Source organism: Pseudomonas sp. GW821-FHT07G10 (genome assembly GCF_059418545.1).
In genome coordinates this window covers 1-16,090 of sequence record NZ_JBWKQB010000018.1, presented here as the reverse complement: position 1 = coordinate 16,090, position 16,090 = coordinate 1, and the positions used below count along the sequence as shown (strand labels likewise).

Annotated in this window: 12 protein-coding genes; 10 read left to right on the top strand and 2 right to left on the bottom strand. The window is 59.3% G+C overall.

Annotated elements, in window-relative coordinates; translation table 11 throughout:
• Positions 1-14 precede the first annotated feature (14 nt).
• From AC07O1_RS19325 to AC07O1_RS19315, 3 genes are all read left to right on the top strand, one after another.
• Positions 15-452: an acyl-CoA thioesterase gene (locus tag AC07O1_RS19325; protein ID WP_494994678.1), complete on the top strand. Its 438-nt coding sequence runs from the start codon at positions 15-17 to the stop codon at positions 450-452.
• A 120-nt stretch (positions 453-572) separates the two neighbouring features.
• Positions 573-1,532, top strand: coding sequence for a tRNA dihydrouridine synthase (locus AC07O1_RS19320; RefSeq protein ID WP_495011681.1), 960 nt, complete (start codon positions 573-575; stop codon positions 1,530-1,532).
• A gap of 113 nt (positions 1,533-1,645) precedes the next feature.
• The gene (locus tag AC07O1_RS19315; protein WP_495089785.1) at positions 1,646-2,092 is read left to right on the top strand and encodes an Hsp20 family protein; all 447 of its coding nucleotides are present in this window, start codon (positions 1,646-1,648) and stop codon (positions 2,090-2,092) included.
• A 61-nt stretch (positions 2,093-2,153) separates the two neighbouring features.
• Here the strand turns inward: AC07O1_RS19315 and AC07O1_RS19310 are convergent, their stop codons facing one another.
• Positions 2,154-5,444 (bottom strand): PAS domain S-box protein, encoded by a 3,291-nt coding sequence (locus AC07O1_RS19310; protein ID WP_495089784.1) that lies wholly within the window; start codon positions 5,442-5,444, stop codon positions 2,154-2,156.
• Positions 5,445-5,513: 69 nt separating this feature from the next.
• Positions 5,514-6,404, bottom strand: coding sequence for a LysR family transcriptional regulator (locus AC07O1_RS19305; RefSeq protein ID WP_494994682.1), 891 nt, complete (start codon positions 6,402-6,404; stop codon positions 5,514-5,516).
• A gap of 147 nt (positions 6,405-6,551) precedes the next feature.
• On the opposite strand from AC07O1_RS19305, the gene leuC reads away from it, so the two are divergent.
• From leuC to AC07O1_RS19270, 7 genes are all read left to right on the top strand, one after another.
• Positions 6,552-7,982: a 3-isopropylmalate dehydratase large subunit gene (gene leuC, locus AC07O1_RS19300; protein WP_495089783.1), complete on the top strand. Its 1,431-nt coding sequence runs from the start codon at positions 6,552-6,554 to the stop codon at positions 7,980-7,982.
• 2 nt (positions 7,983-7,984) lie between these two features.
• Positions 7,985-8,629 carry a 3-isopropylmalate dehydratase small subunit gene (gene leuD, locus AC07O1_RS19295; RefSeq protein ID WP_495089782.1) on the top strand — a complete coding sequence of 215 codons (645 nt, stop codon included), beginning with the start codon at positions 7,985-7,987 and terminating at the stop codon, positions 8,627-8,629.
• Between the two features lie 172 nt (positions 8,630-8,801).
• Complete coding sequence (locus AC07O1_RS19290; protein ID WP_495089781.1) at positions 8,802-9,569, top strand: class I SAM-dependent methyltransferase; 768 nt, start codon at positions 8,802-8,804, stop codon at positions 9,567-9,569.
• Positions 9,570-9,629: 60 nt separating this feature from the next.
• Positions 9,630-10,712, top strand: coding sequence for a 3-isopropylmalate dehydrogenase (gene leuB / locus AC07O1_RS19285; RefSeq protein WP_494994686.1), 1,083 nt, complete (start codon positions 9,630-9,632; stop codon positions 10,710-10,712).
• Between the two features lie 69 nt (positions 10,713-10,781).
• On the top strand, positions 10,782-11,894 hold the full coding sequence (asd, locus tag AC07O1_RS19280) for an aspartate-semialdehyde dehydrogenase (RefSeq protein ID WP_494994687.1): 1,113 nt from the start codon (positions 10,782-10,784) through the stop codon (positions 11,892-11,894).
• Positions 11,895-12,140: 246 nt separating this feature from the next.
• The gene (locus AC07O1_RS19275) at positions 12,141-13,151 is read left to right on the top strand and encodes an aspartate-semialdehyde dehydrogenase (protein WP_495089780.1); all 1,011 of its coding nucleotides are present in this window, start codon (positions 12,141-12,143) and stop codon (positions 13,149-13,151) included.
• 209 nt (positions 13,152-13,360) lie between these two features.
• Positions 13,361-15,949 carry a FimV/HubP family polar landmark protein gene (locus tag AC07O1_RS19270; protein WP_495089779.1) on the top strand — a complete coding sequence of 863 codons (2,589 nt, stop codon included), beginning with the start codon at positions 13,361-13,363 and terminating at the stop codon, positions 15,947-15,949.
• The last annotated feature ends 141 nt before the right edge of the window (positions 15,950-16,090 follow it).

Here is a 16,090-nt window from a genome sequence, read left to right as displayed (position 1 = left end):
CGGGGGAGTAGGGCATGGGCTGGGACCTGGCAACGCCATTTATCATTGATCTGCAGGTGGGTGCCGAAGACATTGACGGGCTCGGGCATGCCAATAACGCGATGTATGTCACCTGGCTCGAGCGCTGTGCCTGGCGTCATTCGCAGCGTTTGGGACTGGACCTGACCGAATACCGACGCCTGGATCGGGCGATGGCGGTGGTCCGCCACGAGATCGACTACCTGGCTGCTGCCTATGAATGTGATGAGTTGCAATTGGCGACCTGGATCGTCGATTGGGATCAGCGTCTGAAAATGACCCGGCGCTTTCAATTGGTCCGCCCAAGCGATAACACCACCTTGCTCCGGGCCCAGACCACTTTTGCCTGTATCGAGCTATCCAGTGGCAGGCCCAAGCGTATGCCCGCGGAGTTTATCGAGGGCTATGGCCCGGCGTTGCAAGTCGCAATCTAGCGCCGATTTGTGGCGAGGGGGCTTGTCCCCTCGTCACAAACGCTGGTGCAACTCTTTCGCCTGAAAACCCAGTAAACTGCCGCACGTTTTTTTGCCCGCGTTTTTCGTTGAGTGTTATCCATGCAAATTGCTTTGGCGCCCATGGAGGGGTTGGTTGACAACATCCTGCGGGACGTTTTGACCCAGGTTGGCGGGATCGATTGGTGTGTGACCGAATTCATTCGCGTCAATGATCGTCTGCTGACCCCGGCTTACTTTCACAAGCTGGCTCCTGAGTTGCTCAGCGGCGCGAAGACTGCTGCCGGCGTGCCGTTGCGCGTGCAATTGCTCGGCTCTGACCCGGTGTGCCTGGCGGAAAACGCCGCACTGGCCTGCGAGTTGGGCTCGCAAGTCATTGATCTGAACTTCGGCTGTCCGGCCAAGACTGTCAACAAGTCTCGCGGTGGCGCGGTGCTGCTCAAAGAGCCGGAACTGCTGAACGCAATTGTCGCCCAAGTCCGTCGCGCGGTGCCGGCGCATATCCCGGTGACCGCCAAGATGCGCCTGGGCTTCGACAGCCCGGACGGCGCGCTGGTGTGTGCAACGGCTCTGGCCGAGGGCGGTGCTGAGCACATCGTCGTGCATGCCCGAACCAAGACCGACGGTTACAAGCCGCCTGCCCATTGGGAGTGGATTCCACGAGTTCAGGACGTGGTCAAAGTGCCGGTGTTCGCCAACGGCGATATCTGGAGCGTCGAAGACTGGCGCCGCTGCCGTGAGATCAGCGGTGTCGAAGACATCATGCTCGGTCGCGGACTGGTCTCGCGCCCGGATCTGGCGCGGCAGATAGCCGCTGCGCGGGCCGGTGAGGAGGTTGTCGAGATGTCCTGGGCCGACCTGCAGCCGATGCTTCATGAGTTCTGGGCGCAGGCCGTCGCGCAACTGACGCCACGCTCTGCGCCGGGGCGTTTGAAGCAGTGGCTGGCGATGTTGACACGCAATTACCCCGAAGCGGTTGAGCTGTTCACCGCGATGCGTCGGGAAACCGATCTGGATCAGGTCGGGCGTTTGCTGGGCATTCAGCGCACCGAAGCGGCCTGATTTTTTTCAAAAAAAGCCTCTTGAAATGTGTGGGTCAATCCTTATCTCTTTTATACGCGATGCCGAATTCGGGTCGCGGAGATAACCACTTGCTGAATTTCAGGAGATAGATCATGAGTACTACATTTTCTTTGGCTCCACTGTTCCGTTCTTCGGTTGGCTTCGATCGTTTCAACGATCTGTTCGAGTCGGCGCTACGCAATGAGCCAGGTAGCACCTACCCACCCTACAACGTGGAAAAACACGCGGAAGATCAATACCGTATCGTGATTGCCGCGGCCGGTTTCCAGGAAGAAGACCTGGAGCTGCAAGTCGAAAAAGGCGTATTGACCATCAGTGGCGGCAAGCGCGATACCGGCGAAGACGTTACCTATCTGTATCAAGGTATCGCCCAGCGGGCCTTCAAACTGTCCTTCCGCCTGGCAGACCACATCGAAGTCAAGGCTGCGGGCCTGAGCAATGGTCTGTTGAACATCGACCTGTTGCGTATCGTGCCGGAAGAGGCGAAAGCCCGGCTCATTCCGATCAACGAAACGAAAAAGCCGGCTTTGCAGCACTGATTTTTGCCATATCAGCCAGCTGCAATGGAAAGGGCGCCATCGGCGCCCTTTTTTGCGCCCCTCATTTGAGCAGCTTCTTGAACTCGTTCAGCGGTAACGGCCGGCTATGCAGGTAGCCCTGATACAAATGGCAGCCCAGGCCCTGCAAAAACTCAAGCTGCTCATGGGTTTCCACGCCTTCGGCAATCACCGTCAGCTCGAGGCTGAGGGCCATGGCGACGATGGCACGGATGATTTCCGCGTCGTTCGGGTCGCTGGTTGCGTCGCGGACGAAGGACTGGTCGATTTTCAGCGCATCCACTGGCAGGCGTTTGAGGTAAGTCAGCGAAGAATAGCCGGTGCCAAAATCATCCATGGCAAAGCTCACTCCGAGCTTTTTCAGGCGGCGCATCTTGTTGACAGTGTCATCGAGGTTCTGGATCACGATCCCTTCGGTGATCTCCAGTTTCAGCAGCGAGCAGGGCAGTTGATGGTTGTTCATACTGCGTTCGATGTGTTCGACGAAGTCGTTCTGACGAAATTGCCGTGGACTGATATTCACGCAAAGGCTGAAATTGAGCGGGTCGATCCGGCCCTCATCTATCAGTTGGCGGAAGGCCAGGCAGGCCTCATTGAGAATCCAGGTACCGACTTCCAGAATCAGCCCGCTCTCTTCCAGGACTTTGATGAAATCTGCGGGGGGTTGCGCGCCCAGTTTTGGGTGCTGCCAGCGAACCAGTGCTTCGGCGCCCACTATGCGGTTGCCCCGTGCGTCGACTTGTGGCTGGAAGTGCAGGCTGAACTCGCCTCGTGAGAAGGCCAGGCGCAGGTCGGTTTCCATGCGCAATCGCTCACTGGCGGCTTTTTGCATGGTGCTGTGGAACATTTGCGTGGTATTTCGTCCGGAATCTTTAGCCCGGTAGAGCGCGATGTCCGCGCGCTTGAGCAAATCGCTCGGGGTCGAGCCGTGGTCGGGGATCAGCGCGATGCCGATGCTCGGTGTGACTTGCAACCGTTGACCGTCGAGAAACATGGGTTCGGACAGCAGATCGCGCAAGGTGTCGGCCAGCTCCCGTACTTGATCGCTGACTTCGCCGCGTGAGCCTTCCAGGCCGCTGAGCAATACCACAAACTCGTCGCCGCCAAGGCGCGCGACGGTGTCCTCCATGCGTACGCTGGCTTCAAGCCGGGCGGTAATGATTTTCAGCACCGTATCGCCGACCGGGTGACCGAGGGAGTCGTTGATGTGCTTGAAGTGATCGAGGTCGAGGAACAGCAGGGCGCCACGCAGGCTATGCCGTTTGAGCAGCGCTATCTGCTGGCTCAGGCGGTCCATCAGCAGTGCACGGTTGGGCAGGTTGGTCAGAGGGTCGTGGTAAGCCAGATGGCGGATCTGCGCCTCGGCATTCTTCAAAAGGCTGACGTCCCGCGCCGTCAGCAGCAGGCACGGCGTTTCATTCAGGGTAATGGGCTCGACCGATACCTCCACCGTGAGAATATCCCCGCGCTTGTTACGGCCGAGCATTTCCAGATGATGAACCCGGCCTTTCACTTGCAATTCGGCCAGCAAGGTCGAGCGCTGTTTCTCTTCGGCCCAGATACCGACCTGATACACCGTGCGCCCGATCACTTCATCGGCGCGGTAGCCTGTCAGCCGACAGAAACCGTCATTGACCTCCAGGTAGCACCCGGTGTCGCGTTCGGTGATGGTGATGGCATCGGGGCTTGAGTGGAATGCCTTGGCGAACTTCTCTTCGCTGGCCTTGAGCGCAGCCTCGGAGCGTTGCTGTTGGGTAATGTCGCGCAGAGTGGTCACGATGCAGGGTTGGTCGCCGACGCTGATCTGGCGACTTGAGATCACGCAGGTCAGGGCTTGGCCATTCTTGTGATGAACAATGACCGCGACATTGTTCAGCGCCTGCTCGCGGATGACTTGCTCGATGCGTTGCCGGCGTTGCGCTGAATCGTCCCAGAGCCCGATCTGATCGGCGCTGCGGTCCATGACGTCGGCGGCGGTCCAGCCAAATGTCTGGGTAAAACTGGAGTTGATCTCGATGAACTGGCCGGTGTCCTGGCGTGTCACGCAGATCGGGTCCGGGCTGACCTGGAACAGACTGGCGAATTTCTCTTCGGAGGTGATCAGGCGTTGCTCGCGCTCAACCTGCTCGGTGATGTCCAGCAAGGTGCCAGCCATACGCAATGGATTGCCATCTTCGTCGCGGTAGAGTCGGGCACGGCTTTCCAGGAAGCGCGAGCTGCCGTCTGCCAGCTGCACGCGATAGGTCAGTTGATAGTTGCCGGCCGGTCCTTCGCGCAAGCTGCGGTAGGCATCGCGCATGCTGTCGCGCTCTTCACCGGGGACGCCTTCAAAGAACGCATCGAAGGGTTCGTGAAAAGGCTTGGGGTCCAGACCGTGAAGCTGTGCCGCGCGTGCCGAGCCATAGAGCATGCCGCTGGGAATGTGCCAGTCCCAGGTACCGAGCTGGGCAGAGTCCAGTGCCAGGTCGAGGCGCTCCTGGCTGTCTTTGAGGGCTTGTTCGGCATTTTTGCGTTCGGTGGTGTCAAGGAAGGTGCTGAGCAGATAGGGCTGCCCCTCCAGCTCAACTTTTTGCGCACTGAGTATGCCATCGTGGATTTGCCCGCTGCTGGCACGAAACTGCACCTCCATGTTGGTCAGTTCACCTTTGGCCTTGGTGGCCTTGACCAACTGCGCGCGTTGCTCCGGATCGACCCAAAGACCCAGCTCCAGTGTGGTGCGGCCGATTGCATCTTGCACTGGCCAGCCGAAAAGGCTTTCGAAATATTGATTGGCCTCGCTGATCAGGCCGTCTTCCTGGCGGGTCAGCAGCACCATGTTTGGACACAGATGAAACAGCGTGGCGAAGCGTTTTTCCGAGCTGCTCAAGGCTTGTTCGCGCTGGCGTTGATGGGTGATTTCGCGGATCACGCCGATCATTCGCGGTTTGCCGTTCTTGTCCGGCACCAGGCTGCCGCTGATCTCCAGCCAATGCAGGCTGCCGTCCGGCCAGCGGATTCGGTGGTGCATTGCCTGCTCCAGTGGCGCGCCGGCGACCACTGCATTGAAGGCGCGCATGGCTTTGGCCCGATCCTCGATGGGCACCAGGTCCAGATATTCCAGGTCGGCTGGCAGCGGTTGCCGCGGGTCGAAGCCAAACAAGGCCTGAGTGCCGCGAGACCAGCTGATTTGCCCGCGTTCTATGTCCCAATACCAGGCGCCCAGGCGGGCACCGTTCAGCGCGGCGAGCAATTGCGGGGCGCTCTCCCAGCTCTGTTCCGACGTTTTCGGGTCCAGCGCCTTTATGCGCGGCATAGCGGGCGTGGAGTGGCGAGTGCGGTCAGAGGATTTGTGCATTGGCTGCGGGCCTTGAGCTCAATAGGGCATTTAGCGCGAGGGTTCCAGACTATATCGGGTAAGCACAACTTATGCCGGTGTCCCTGGCAAATCGATTTGTGCATCCAATAAGGCCATGAAAGCCCGCGCAGCATTCGACAGCGTCCGTTCGGTGTGCAGGATATAGCCTAGCTGGCGAGTGAGCTGTATGCCCGGTAAAGGAATACGCGCCACCTGATCATCGAGCATGGTACGCGGTAAAACACTCCAGGCCAGGCCGATGGAGACCATCATTTTGATGGTTTCCAGATAATTGGTACTCATGGCGATGTTCGGCGTCAGCCCCTGGGCTTCGAACAGGCGCTGGACAATATGGTGGGTAAAGGTGTTGCCACCGGGGAATACCGCTGGATGCAGGGCGATATCGGCCAGGCTGACCACTCCATTGCGGACAAGTGGGTGTTCCGGCGCGGCGACGAAGTCCAGCGGGTCATCCCAGACCGGTGTTGCCCGTACCAGTGTGTGCGGCTCCGGTGCAAGGGTGATCACCGCCAGTTCGGCGCGGCCATGGAGGATTTCTTCGTAAGCCACTTCCGAATCGAGGAACTGAATGTCCAGCGCTACGTCCGGATAGCGCCGGGTAAAGGCCCGCAACAATGGTGGCAAGCGGTGCAAGCCGATATGGTGACTGGTCGCCAGAGTCAGACGGCCGGTGACCTCGCCGGTCAGGTTGGTCAGCGCGCGGCGGGTGTCATCCAGCACATTGAGTATCTGATAGGCCCGAGGCAGCAGGGCACGCCCGGCTTCAGTCAGGCCGACTTCACGGCCGAGCCGGTCGAACAATCGCACCTTGAGTTGCTGCTCCAGCCCGGCAATGCGTTTGCTGATGGCCGGCTGCGTCAGGTGCAGGCGTTCGCCGGCACCGGAGAAGCTTCCGGTCTCGGCAATCGCGATAAAGGCATTAAGGTTGGCCAGATCCATGGTTGTATTCCAGATTGTTATCCAAAGCATAAAAAATATGAATTTGAGTTATTTAATGTAACGCCATAGGATCGACCTCACAAGCCAAGGGGTTATTGAAATGCATCAAAACCCGGGGCATAGAAATACGCTGATGAGGACCGTCTGATGGCCGGCAAAACGCTCTACGACAAGCTTTGGGATTCGCATTTGGTCAAGCAGCGCGACGATGGTTCGGCGCTGATTTATATCGATCGTCACATCATTCATGAAGTGACTTCGCCGCAGGCCTTCGAAGGCCTGCGTCTGGCCGGGCGCAAGCCTTGGCGCATCGATGCCAACATCGCGACCCCGGACCACAACGTACCGACCACCCCGGAGCGTAAAGGCGGTATTGAAGCCATCGTCGACCAGGTCTCGCGTTTGCAGGTTCAGACCCTCGATGACAACTGTGATGAATACGGCATCGTCGAATTCAAGATGAACGACATCCGTCAGGGCATCGTCCACGTCATCGGTCCGGAGCAGGGCGCGACCTTGCCGGGCATGACCGTGGTCTGCGGCGACTCCCACACCTCGACTCACGGCGCATTTGGTGCCCTGGCTCACGGGATCGGCACTTCCGAGGTCGAGCATGTGCTCGCCACTCAGTGTCTGGTTGCGAAAAAAATGAAAAACATGTTGGTTTCCGTTGAAGGCCAATTGCCTTTCGGCGTGACGGCCAAGGACATCGTCCTCGCGGTGATCGGCAAGATCGGCACCGCCGGCGGCAACGGCCACGCCATCGAGTTTGCCGGTAGCGCGATTCGCGACTTGTCGGTGGAAGGCCGCATGACCATCTGCAACATGTCCATCGAAGCCGGTGCACGGGTTGGCCTGGTCGCCGCGGACGAAAAAACTGTCGCCTACGTCAAGGGCCGTCCGTTTGCTCCGAAGGGCGCGGAATGGGACCTGGCGGTCGAAGCCTGGAAAGATCTGGTGTCCGACGCTGATGCGAAGTTCGACACCATCGTTGAACTTGACGCAACGCAGATCAAGCCGCAAGTCAGCTGGGGCACGTCTCCGGAAATGGTGCTCGCGGTCGATCAGAACGTGCCGGACCCGGCGAAAGAGATGGATCTGGTAAAGCGCGGTTCCATCGAGCGTGCCTTGAAGTACATGGGTTTGAGCGCCAATCAGGCGATCACCGATATCCAGTTGGACCGTGTGTTCATCGGTTCTTGCACCAACTCGCGGATCGAAGATTTGCGCGCTGCGGCGGTGATCGCCAAGGGCCGCAAAGTGGCCTCGACCATCAAGCAGGCGATCGTGGTGCCGGGCTCGGGTCTGGTGAAGGCGCAGGCTGAGTCGGAAGGTCTGGACAAGATTTTCATCGAGGCCGGTTTCGAATGGCGTGAACCAGGCTGCTCGATGTGTCTGGCAATGAACCCGGACCGTTTGGAGTCGGGCGAACACTGCGCATCGACCTCCAACCGCAACTTCGAAGGCCGTCAGGGTGCCGGTGGTCGTACGCACCTGGTCAGCCCGGCGATGGCTGCCGCCGCGGCCGTCAACGGTCGTTTCATCGATGTCCGTGAATTGACCCAGGGAGCGCAGTAAACATGAGAGCTTTTACCCAGCACACTGGCCTTGTCGCGCCTTTGGATCGTGCCAACGTCGACACCGATCAGATCATTCCCAAGCAGTTTCTCAAGTCGATCAAGCGCACCGGCTTTGGCCCGAACCTGTTCGATGAGTGGCGTTACCTGGATGTGGGGCAGCCATATCAGGACAACTCCAAGCGTCCGTTGAACAAGGAGTTCGTGCTCAACGCCGAACGTTATCAAGGCGCCAGCGTGTTGCTCGCCCGGGAGAACTTCGGTTGCGGCTCGAGCCGTGAGCATGCGCCATGGGCACTGGAAGAATATGGCTTTCGCAGCATCATCGCGCCGAGCTACGCCGACATCTTCTTCAACAACAGCTTCAAGAACGGCTTGTTGCCGATCATCTTGAGCGATGCCGAAGTCGATGAGCTGTTCCAGCAGGTCGAGGCCAACCCGGGCTACCAGCTGCAGATCGACCTGCAAGCCCAGACGGTGACCCGTCCGGACGGCAAGATCTTGAGCTTCGAGATTGACGCGTTCCGCAAACATTGCCTGCTCAACGGTCTGGACGATATCGGTTTGACCCTGCAGGACAGCGATGCGATTGCCGCCTTCGAAGCCAAACATCGCGCCAGCCAGCCGTGGTTGTTTCGCGACGCGTGATTGATTCGAAATTGTTGTAGGCAGTTGCGGCCTCATCGCGAGCAAGCCCGCTCCCACACTAAATTTGTGTCGGGCGGGATATTGAAGCCATACCCAATCTAATGTGGGAGCGGGCTTGCTCGCGATGACGGTCGCACAAACAACACAAGACTCACCCTAAAAGGAAGTCACCATGACCAGCAGTCCCCAGCATAGCCAAGTGGTACAAAAGCAATTCGGTGAACAGGCGGCGGCCTATCTGAGCAGCGCCGTGCACGCTCAAGGCACCGAGTTCGCGTTGCTACAGGCCGAGCTGGCCGGGCGCTCAGATGCAAAAGTTCTGGATCTGGGTTGCGGCGCCGGTCATGTCAGTTTTCATGTCGCTGCGTTGGTGGACGAGGTCGTGGCTTACGACCTGTCTCAGCAGATGCTCGACGTGGTGGCTGGCGCGGCGGTCGATCGAGGGCTGAGCAATGTCACTACAGTGCTGGGCGCTGCCGAGCGTCTGCCGTTCGCCGATGGCGAGTTCGATTTCGTTTTCAGCCGGTATTCGGCGCACCACTGGAGCGATCTCGGTCTGGCCCTGCGCGAAGTGCGGCGGGTGCTCAAGCCGGGCGGGGTAGCTGCGTTTATCGATGTGATGTCGCCGGGTAGCCCGTTGTTCGACACTTACCTGCAAAGCGTCGAAGTGCTGCGCGACACCAGTCACGTGCGCGATTATTCTGCCGGTGAGTGGTTGCGTCAGGTCAACGAAGCGGGTTTGCATACCCGCAGCACGACTCGCCAGCGTCTGCGTCTGGAGTACACCTCCTGGGTCGAGCGTATGCGTACGCCTCAGGCGCTGCGGGTGGCGATCCGTGAGTTGCAGCAGGCCATGGGCGCTGAGGTGCGCGAGTATTTTGAGATTGAGGCCGACGGTTCGTTCAGTACGGATGTACTGGTGCTGTGGGCCGAACGATAGAATTTTTCCCCGGTGAACCCGCGAGCCTGCGGGCACGCCGACAGATGAAATGAGGAAAGCATGAGCAAGCAGATTCTGATTCTCCCGGGTGACGGTATTGGTCCGGAAATCATGGCCGAAGCGGTCAAGGTGCTGGAACTGGCCAACGACAAGTATCAGTTGGGTTTTGAGCTGAGCCATGACGTGATCGGCGGCGCAGCCATCGACAAGCACGGCGTGCCGTTGGCTGATGAAACCCTGGAGCGCGCTCGTGCTGCCGATGCGGTGCTGCTCGGCGCCGTGGGCGGCCCGAAGTGGGACAAGATCGAGCGTGACATCCGTCCTGAGCGCGGATTGCTGAAGATTCGTGCGCAACTGGGGCTGTTCGGCAATCTGCGCCCGGCGATCCTTTACCCGCAATTGGCCGATGCATCGAGCCTCAAGCCGGAAATCGTCTCTGGCCTGGATATCCTGATCGTCCGCGAACTGACCGGCGGTATCTATTTCGGCGCGCCCCGTGGCACCCGCGAGCTGGAAAATGGTGAGCGTCAGGCCTACGACACGCTGCCCTACAGCGAAAGCGAGATCCGTCGTATCGCCCGTGTCGGTTTCGACATGGCGCGAGTACGCGGCAAAAAGCTCTGCTCGGTGGATAAAGCCAACGTACTGGCATCCAGTCAGCTGTGGCGTGAAGTCGTTGAGCAAGTGGCCAAGGACTACCCGGACGTCGAGCTGAGCCACATGTACGTCGACAATGCCGCGATGCAGCTGGTGCGTGCACCCAAGCAATTCGACGTGATTGTCACCGACAACCTGTTTGGCGATATCCTGTCTGACGAAGCGTCGATGCTCACCGGTTCCATCGGCATGCTGCCGTCGGCGTCGCTGGATGCCAACAACAAGGGCATGTACGAGCCGTGCCACGGTTCGGCGCCGGACATCGCGGGGCAGGGCATTGCCAACCCGCTGGCGACCATTTTGTCGGTATCGATGATGCTGCGTTACAGCTTCAATCTGCTGGACGCCGCCGATGCCATCGAGAAGGCCGTGAGCCTGGTACTGGATCAAGGTTTGCGCACCGGCGACATCTGGTCGAACGGTTGCACTAAAGTCGGTACGCAGGAAATGGGTGACGCAGTAGTCGCCGCGCTGCGGAATCTGTAATCTCTCGGGCCCGCTGCCACTTTCACCCATGAAAGCAGCGGCCCACTTTTTCAAGAAGGTGTAGTTGCGATGAAACGTGTAGGTCTGATCGGTTGGCGCGGTATGGTCGGTTCCGTGCTCATGCAGCGGATGCTGGAAGAGCAGGATTTCGATCTTATCGAGCCGGTGTTTTTCACCACTTCCAATGTCGGTGGCCAAGGCCCGTCCGTGGGCAAGGACATTGCTCCGCTGAAGGATGCTTACAGCATTGAAGAGCTGAAAACCCTCGACGTGATTCTGACCTGCCAGGGTGGCGACTACACCAGCGAAGTCTTCCCGAAACTGCGCGAAGCCGGCTGGCAGGGTTACTGGATCGACGCCGCTTCCAGCCTGCGCATGCAGGATGACGCGGTGATCGTGCTGGATCCGGTGAACCGCAAGGTCATCGATCAGCAGCTCGACGCGGGCACCAGGAACTACATCGGCGGCAACTGCACGGTCAGCCTGATGCTGATGGGCCTGGGCGGTCTGTTCGAAGCCGGTCTGGTGGAGTGGATGAGCGCCATGACGTATCAGGCGGCCTCCGGTGCCGGCGCGCAGAACATGCGTGAACTGATCAAACAGATGGGCGCTACCCACGCCGCTGTCGCCGATGAACTGGCCAACCCGGCCAGCGCCATCCTCGACATCGACCGTAAAGTGGCCGAAGCCATGCGCAGCGACGCTTACCCGACCGAAAATTTCGGTGTGCCGTTGGCCGGCAGCCTGATCCCGTGGATCGACAAAGAGCTGCCGAACGGTCAGAGCCGTGAAGAGTGGAAGGCCCAGGCCGAGACCAACAAGATCCTCGGTCGCTTCAAGAGCCCGATCCCGGTGGACGGCATTTGCGTGCGCATTGGCGCCATGCGCTGCCACAGCCAGGCGTTGACCATCAAACTGAACAAAGATGTTCCGATTGCCGATATCGAAGGGCTGATCAGCCAGCACAACCCTTGGGTCAAACTGGTGCCGAACCAGCGCGAGATCAGCATGCAGGAGCTGAGCCCAACCAAGGTCACCGGCACCCTGAACGTACCGGTGGGCCGTCTGCGCAAGCTCAACATGGGGTCGCAGTTCGTCGGTGCTTTCACCGTCGGCGACCAACTGCTGTGGGGCGCGGCCGAGCCGCTGCGTCGCATGTTGCGGATTCTGCTTGAGCGTTGATCGTTTGAAGCATTGAAAAACCCGTGTCTCGAAAGAGATGCGGGTTTTTTTATGATGCAGTGATCGTTCCCACGCTCTGCGTGGGAATGCATCCCGTGACGCTCCGCGTCACATCTACGGCGGACGCAGAGCGTCCATGGCGGCATTTCCACGCAGGAGCATGGGAACGATCGGTATTGTGACGAATTGCCTAGGCATCTCTCGACCGGTAAAGTGCCGCTCCCCCGTTTCGCCTGAGGTAGCAACATGAGCCAGTCCTTTGATATTGCCGTGATCGGCGCCACCGGTACTGTCGGCGAAACACTCGTCCAGATTCTCGAAGAGCGTGATTTCCCTGTCGCCAACTTGTACCTGCTGGCCAGCAGCGAGTCGGCCGGGCACTCGGTGCCGTTCCGCGGCAAGAACATGCGAGTGCGTGAAGTCGACGAATTCGACTTCAGCAAGGTTCAGTTGGTGTTCTTCGCTGCGGGTCCCGCGGTTACGCTGAGTTTTGCGCCGCGTGCTACAGCTGCCGGTTGTGCGGTGATCGATTTGTCCGGTGCCTTGCCCGCCGCGCAAGCGCCGCAGGTCGTTCCGGAAGCCAACGGCCAGGTGCTGGCCGGGCTGAAAAAACCAGTACAACTGAGCAGCCCAAGTGCATCGGCCACCGCGTTGGCGGTAGTGTTGGCGCCGTTGCGTGGTTTGCTCGATATTCAACGCGTCAACCTGACGGCCTGCCTGGCCGTTTCCGCGCAAGGTCGCGAAGCCGTTAAAGAGCTGGCCCGGCAAACCGCCGAACTGCTTAATGTCCGCCCGTTGGAGCCGCGATTCTTTGATCGGCAGATGGCGTTCAACCTGCTGGCTCAAGTTGGCACCCCTAATGCTCAAGGCCACACGTTGCTGGAAAAGCGCCTGGTCAGGGAGCTGCGTGAGGTCCTGGCGCAGCCTTTGTTAAAGATTTCTGTTACCTGTGTTCAAGCCCCGGTGTTTTTTGGCGATAGCTTTAGCGTGACCTTGCAGTCTGCGACCGATATCGACCTGGTACAGGTCAACGCGGCGTTGGACGCGGCTGCGGGCATCGAACTGGTCGAAGCGGGTGATTACCCGACGGCGGTCGGCGATGCGGTGGGGCAGGATGTGGTGTATGTCGGACGGGTTCGGACCAGTGTCGATGACCCGGCGGAACTTAATTTGTGGCTGACGTCAGATAACGTACGCAAAGGTGCCGCACTGAACGCTGTGCAGTTGGCTGAGTTGTTGATAAAAGACCTTCTGTAAAAGATACTTGGCAACAATTTGCATAATGATTCTGGCCGGGCAGTATGCTCGGCTGGTTGTTGCTGGAGGTGAGCCGCTTTACGGGGCTTCCAGGGGCATGAATGAAAAAATAGCGTGCAGGTCACGTTCATCACTGCGCGCAATGCCTTAAGGCAGCGGCTACTACACCTTCTCGCTAGCCGAGGAGTGTTCAAACAAAGGATGAGGCAATGGTTCAAGTTCGCAAACTGGTGTTAGCAATTGCGGCCGCCTCGGCGCTGTCCTCCGGTATGGCGCAGGCCCTTGGACTCGGCGAGTTGACCCTGAAGTCGACTCCGAACCAGCCGCTGGTGGCAGAAATCGAACTGCTTGATGTCAAGGACCTCACCGCTGCCGAAGTAGTGCCGAGCCTGGCGTCATCGCAAGAGTTCGACAAGGCTGGTGTCGACCGTCAGGCATTCCTCAATGACCTGACCTTCACCACGGTGCTCAATCCTAGTGGCAAAAGCGTTTTGCGCGTGACTTCGAGCAAGCCGCTGTCCGAGCCGATGGTCAAGTTTCTGGTGCAGGTGATGTGGCCTAGCGGCCGTCTGCTGCGTGATTACAGCGTGTTGCTGGATCCTTCGAAGTTCTCCCCGCAAACCGCTGAAGCCGCTGCTCAGTCCGCGCCAGCTCCAGCTGCTGCGGTCACCGCTCCGCTCACCGGGGCAGGCAAGCCTGCGCAATACACCACTACGCGGCGCGACACCCTTTGGGAGATTGCCGCGAAGGCTCGTAACGGCGGTTCGGTCCAGCAGACCATGCTGGCGATTCAGGCACTGAACCCGGATGCCTTTATCGACGGCAATATCAATCGGTTGAAAACCGGTCAGGTGTTGCGTTTGCCGGCCCCTGAGCAAATTACCAGCCTGCCGCAGCCTAAGGCTGTTGCCGAAGTCGCCGCGCAGAATACTGCCTGGCGCCAGGGCCGCCGCCTGGCCTCGCGCCCGCAGCAGCTGGACGCCACCAAGCGTGCGCGTGGCGATGCCGCGCCGTCGCAAACAGCAGTCAAAGATAATTTGAGTCTGGTTTCCGCGGACTCCGGCAAAGCGCGTGGCAAAGGCGCGGCTGGCGACAGCAAAGCGCTGAGCAACAAGCTCGCGGTCACTCAGGAAAGCCTCGATTCGACCCGGCGCGACAATGCCGAATTGAAAAGTCGCATGACGGATCTGCAAAGCCAGCTGGACAAACTCCAGCGCTTGATCGAGCTGAAGAACAATCAGTTGGCCAAGATGCAAGCCGAAGGCGCGGACGCTGCCAAGCCTTCGGTGGCGATGCCGGCCGAGTTGGTCGCACATTCTCAGGCTGCGGTGACGCCACTGGCAGACGCGGCGCCAGTACCGGCGCCTGACGCTGCCAAACCTGCAGCGGTACCTGCCGAGACGCCGATTCAAGCGGCGACCCCGGCCGCGCAAGAGTCGAAATACAATGATCTGCTGACCAATCCAGTCCTGTTGGGGCTGATTGGTGGCGGTGCGGTGGTGGTTCTGCTGTTGTTGCTGCTGTTGGCGCGTCGTCGCAAAGCTCAGCAAGAGGCCGAAAAGCATATGCGCATGGCCCGTGCCTTGTCAGAGGAAGCTGAGTTTTCCAGCGATCTGGACCTGCCGGAAAGCAGCTTCGAAGGTCTTGAAGTTCCACCGCCGAGCGTCAAGCTCGCTCCAGCTCCGATCGCGCCCGTTGTAGTTGTAGCGCCCATTGCCGCACCGTTGGTAGCGCCAGCGGCTGAGCGTTCGGACGAGGTTCTGGCGCAAGCGCAATCGCACATCGATCGCGGTGCCTTGAATCAGGCTGCCGAGATTCTGGAAGTGGCCATCAAGCAGGAACCGCAGCGCAGTGACTTGCGCTTGAAACTGATGGAAGTCTATGGCGCACAGGGCGATCGTGACGCGTTTGTCGCTCAAGAGCGTCAGTTGGTCGCCAATGGCAAGAATCATGCTGAAGTCGAACAGCTGAAAAGCCGTTTCCCGTCGATGGTTGCAGTGGCAGCCGTCGCAGGTATCGGCGCGGCGGCGGTGGCTGCTGCGCTGGACGCACAATACGTCAAGGATCTGCTGCTTGATGAGCCTGAGGCGTCAGCCCCGGCCGCAATGGATGATGAGTTTGATACCGCCTTTGATCTGAGTCTGGATGATCTGGAAGCAGCTTCTCCTGCGGTGGTCGTGCCTGAGCCTGAGCTTGAAGCCTTTCCGCTGGATGATGATTTGAGCTTCGAATCGGTGTTGCAGCAGCAGGCCGAAGCGAAGGAGAGCCTGGACGATCTGTCGGATTTCGATCTTGATCTGGGCGGTGACATGCCAGCCGACGCGCTGGCCGATGACGAGTTCCTGTTGAGCCTTGACGATGACCTGAAAGACCTGCCGGTAACTGAAGTACCGACGGTTACCACGGCGCCGATCGATGATCTGGAGCTGCCGGCTGATTTCGATCTGTCTCTGTCCGATGAGCTCGATGCGCACACCGAGCCGGATGCGTTCGCTGTGGAGCTTGATCACGTCAACGCCGAGCTGGATCGTCTATCGCAAAGTCTGAAGCAGCCGCCTATCGCAGAGTCGTTCGCCGGGCCAAGCTTCACGGTCGAGGACGCAGCGATCGACACTGACGAGCCTGAGTTCGATTTCCTCTCGGGTACCGATGAGGTCGCTACCAAGCTGGACCTGGCTCAGGCTTACATCGACATGGGCGACAGCGATGGTGCGCGGGATATCCTCAGTGAAGTGATCACTGAGGGTGATGACGGCCAGAAAAGCGAAGCCAAGGAAATGCTGGCACGTTTGGCCTGATACATCGCACCCGCTTTAACGACAACGGCAGCCATTGAGGCTGCCGTTGTTGTTTCAGTGGTCGCTAGTGGCCTGTGTGGCTAGTTCTGTTAGTCAACTTCGGCGCCAGCAGCCCATATCCTGCGTTGCTGTTCCTCGCCA